Below are 3,833 nucleotides of genomic sequence, written 5' to 3' on the forward strand. Positions count from 1 at the left end.
TGGCGACGCGGCGGCTGACGCCGCGGCTCAGCGCCGCCGCAGCGCCCCGGCCGCGTCGTGCGCGGCGCGGGTGGGTTCCGGCAGTCGCCGGCCGCGCAGGCAGCGCTCCACCCACGCGATTGCCGTGTCCAAGGAAACGCGGTGGCCGATCGAGACGAGGAGCGGGTTGGCACCCCGGCGCGACCGCAGCGCGATGCCGAGTTGCCGCCCCTTCCAGACGAGGGGCGCGCGGGCGCCGGCCTCGTCCGGCAGGTCGCCGGCGACCTCGCCGACCAGCACCGACTTGGCGACGCCGATGGTCGGCACGTCCAGCACCAGGCCGAGCAGGCAGGCGATGCCGAGTCCCTGCGGATGCGCGAGGCCGTGGCCGTCCACCAGCACAAGGTCGGGCCTGGGGTGCAGGGCGGCCCAGGCCTCGGCCAGCGCCGGCACCTCGCGGAAGCCGAGCAGACCCGGGACATAGGGCAGCCCGCCGCGACGCACCGCGCCGGCCTCACCGAGCGGCACGAGGGAAGGCCAGTCCAGCGCCACCATCGCCGCATGCACCGCGCGCGTCGGGTCGAAGCGGGTGGAGGAGGCGTCGGCGCCGCCGATCACGCGCACCGCGCCGAGGCGATCCTCCGTCACCACACGTGCGGCAAGTTCGGGGATCAGCCGGCGCGCCGCGGCGGCCGTCTCGGGGAAGGGGAGGTCACCGGGAAGGCCCGACATGCCGGCGATCCTGGCGGCCCGGCCGGAACCCCGCAAAGCCCGTTCGGAACAGGATCGCGTGCGAGGTGCCGGCGTGTCCCGGCCTCACGCCGGATCGCCGCGCATCGCCGGCACCAGCAGGCCGATGTTGTGGCGGAACATCGCTTCGTAGGTGGGGGCGGGGCCGGTCGGCTCCGACAGGGCGTCGGCATAGAGGCGGCCGCGCACGCGCACCCCGGCCTCCCGCGCCAGGCGCTCGAGCGTGGCAGGGTTGCCCATGTTCTCCATGAAGACCGCTGTGATGCCTTCCGCGCGAACCTGGCGGATCAGCTGCGCCACCTGCTGGGCGCTGGGCTCGGCCTCGGTGGAGACGCCCTGCGGTGCGCTGAAGCGGATGCCGTAGGCGGCGCCGAAATAGCCGAAGGCGTCGTGGCTGGTGACGACCTTGCGCCGCGCCTCCGGCACGCCGGCCAGCTGGTCGCGGATCCAGCCGTCCAGGGCTTCGAGCCGGGCGGCGAAGGCCTCTCCGGCGGCCTGGTGCGCGGTGGCGTTGGCGGGATCGACCGCCGCCAGGCCGCGCGCGATGTTGCGCGCATAGATCGCGCCGAGGCGCGGATCCTGCCACGCATGCGGGTCCGGCACCATGCGCGGCCCGGCACCTTGCTGCGGCCGCCGATCCCCGCCGCCCTGCCCGTGGCTGTGGCCGTGCGAATGGGCCGGCATGCTGCGCGGGCTGATGCCTTCCGTCGCGGTCACCACCGGGCCGCGGTGGTTGGTGCTGCGGATCATCCGGTCCAGCCAGCCGTCGAAGCCGAGCCCGTTGCGCACCACCAGCGCCGCGCCGCGCAGCGCCTCAGCGTCGGAGGGGCGCGGCTGGAAGCTGTGCGCGTCGGCATTCGGCCCGGCGATGGTGCGCAGCGCCACGCGCTCGCCGGCGACCTGCGCCACCATGTCGCCGAGGATGGAGAAGGAGGCGACGACACGGACCGCGCCTTGCGCGCCGACACGGCGGACGGCGAGCGCGGGCAGGGCGAGACCGGCAAGGATCAGGACGTGGCGGCGGCGCATGTCGGCTCTCGGTGCAGAAAGCGTTATGATATAACGTATCTGGACCAGGGCCAAGCCGGCAAGGGCAGAGGCGCGGCATCCCGCGCCCCCTGCCCCTCGGTTCCGCGGATCAGCCCCGCCTCTGCGCCTGGAAGGCGGTGAAGAAGCCGGTGGGGCGGGCGATCCGGTTCTCCATCTTCAGCAGCAGGCCGCGCTCGCCTGCTTCCTTCAGATAGGCACCCCAGGCCGGATCGGCTGCCATGGCGTTGCGGCGCCGCTCCCGGTCGCCCTGGTCGGCATAGCCCCAGATATGGACCACGGTGTTCAACTCGCCTTCCACCGTGGTGTACCAGCCCAGGCAGTTCTCCAGGTATTTGAGCTGCAGCGGCCACGCCTTCGCCTCGTAGAGGGCGACGAATTCCGGCAGGCGGTTCGGCAGCGTCGTGTAGATTCGGACATCGGCGATCATGCGGTCCCGCCTCCTGTCGCGGGCGGGGCAGGATCGCCCCGGCGATGGCGCCTGCAAAGCTGCCCGCGATCGGCGCTGGGCACGCGGCAATCGTGACGTCATATGGGCGTCACGTGGATGTCACCGGCCGCTTGTATAGGCGGCCTCCGAGAAGGACGGCGAGGATGCTGGAGCTTCAAGGCCTCACGCGGCGCTTCGGTGCGGTGACGGCCGTGGACGATGTGCGGCTTGTCATTCCGGACGGCCAGATGGTCGGGATCATCGGCCGGTCCGGTGCGGGCAAGTCCACGCTGCTGCGGATGATCAACCGCCTGACCGAGCCGTCGGAAGGCCGCATCCTGTACGGCGGCCAGGACATCACCGCGCTGAAGGGCGCGGCGCTGCGCCGGTGGCGCACCGACTGCGCGATGATCTTCCAGCAGTTCAACCTGGTGCAGCGGCTGGACGTGCTGACCAACGTGCTGGTCGGACGCCTGAACCATCGCCCCGGCGCGCTCGGCACGCTGACCTCGCTGCTCAGGATGTTCAGCGCGGAGGAGCGGGCGATGGCGATCCAGGTGCTGGACCGCTTCGACCTGGCGGACACCGCGCTGCAGCGGGCGGACACGCTTTCGGGCGGGCAGCAGCAGCGCGTCGCGATCTGCCGCGCCCTGTTGCAGGAACCGAAGCTGATCCTGGCCGACGAGCCGATCGCCAGCCTCGATCCGCGCAACGCGAAGGTGGTGATGGATGCGCTCAGGCAGGTGAACCGCGAAGACGGGATCACCGTGCTGACCAACCTGCACCACCTGTCCACCGCCCGGCACTACTGCGACCGCATCGTCGCGATGCAGGCCGGCCGCGTGATGTTCGACGGCCCGCCGGCCGAGCTGACCGCGGCGCGCGTCGAGGAGATCTACGGCGTCTCCGAGGACGAGTTCGAGGAGACCGCCCACCCGACTGCAGCCCAGGCGCCGGCGCGGCGCACGGGCGCGGCGGCCGTGCCGGCCTAGCGCGCGCGCGGGTCGGACCGGTCGAGATCGCCCCAACCCCTCGACCGGGAGAGTCCGACCCATGCTGACCCGACGGCACCTTGCCGCCCTGCTCGCGGCTGCGCCTCTCGTCCCAGCCTTCGCGCAAGCCCCCGCCATGCCGCCTTCCGGGCGCCGCGCATGGGCCGATCAGGTGCGGGAGATCCGCATCGGCCTGCTCGGCGGAGAGAACGAGGCCGACCGCCTGGCGCGCTACGGCCGCTACCGCGACCTGATCCAGGCGCATTTCGGCGTGCCGGCGCGCATCTTCCCGGCGGGCGACTATGCCGGCGTGCTGCAGGGCTTCGCCGCGCGCCAGCTGGAGATGGCTGGCCTCGGCCCGCTGGGCTATGCCCGGATCTGGCTGGACACCAACGGCAACATCGAGCCGCTGGTCGTCGCGCTGGAATCCGACGGGTCCGACAGCTACGTCTCGCTGATGTATGTCCGCGCCGACAGCGGCATCACCAGCCTGGAGGCGATGCGCGGACGCAGCCTGGCCTGGGCCGACCCGAACTCCACCTCCGGCTTCCTGGTGCCGCGCAGCGAGCTGCGCGAGGCCGGCATCAACATCGACACCTTCTTCAGCCGCACCGGCTTCGCCGGCGGGCACGAGC

General features: G+C 72.5%; 5 protein-coding genes. 2 read left to right on the plus strand and 3 right to left on the minus strand.

Annotation, left to right across the window (positions count from 1 at the left end; genetic code table 11):
* Positions 1 to 27: 27 nt before the first annotated feature.
* From nfi to OZN99_RS27360, 3 genes are all read right to left on the minus strand, one after another.
* Positions 28 to 711: a deoxyribonuclease V gene (nfi, locus tag OZN99_RS27350; RefSeq protein ID WP_270938388.1), complete on the minus strand. Its 684-nt coding sequence runs from the start codon at positions 709 to 711 to the stop codon at positions 28 to 30.
* 84 nt (positions 712 to 795) lie between these two features.
* Positions 796 to 1,758 carry a metal ABC transporter substrate-binding protein gene (locus OZN99_RS27355; protein WP_270938389.1) on the minus strand — a complete coding sequence of 321 codons (963 nt, stop codon included), beginning with the start codon at positions 1,756 to 1,758 and terminating at the stop codon, positions 796 to 798.
* Positions 1,759 to 1,867: 109 nt separating this feature from the next.
* A complete protein-coding gene (locus tag OZN99_RS27360) occupies positions 1,868 to 2,206 on the minus strand; it encodes an NIPSNAP family protein (RefSeq protein WP_270938390.1) in 339 nt (112 codons plus the stop codon).
* Positions 2,207 to 2,370: 164 nt separating this feature from the next.
* Between OZN99_RS27360 and phnC the strand changes: the two genes are divergently transcribed.
* On the plus strand, positions 2,371 to 3,198 hold the full coding sequence (gene phnC / locus OZN99_RS27365) for a phosphonate ABC transporter ATP-binding protein (RefSeq protein WP_270938391.1): 828 nt from the start codon (positions 2,371 to 2,373) through the stop codon (positions 3,196 to 3,198).
* A gap of 61 nt (positions 3,199 to 3,259) precedes the next feature.
* Positions 3,260 to 3,833, plus strand: a 574-nt coding sequence (gene phnD / locus OZN99_RS27370) for a phosphate/phosphite/phosphonate ABC transporter substrate-binding protein (RefSeq protein WP_270938392.1), incomplete at its 3' end; no start/stop codon positions are given.

The sequence above is a fragment of the Falsiroseomonas oryzae genome (assembly GCF_027856955.1).
GTDB lineage: Bacteria > Pseudomonadota > Alphaproteobacteria > Acetobacterales > Acetobacteraceae > Falsiroseomonas > Falsiroseomonas oryzae.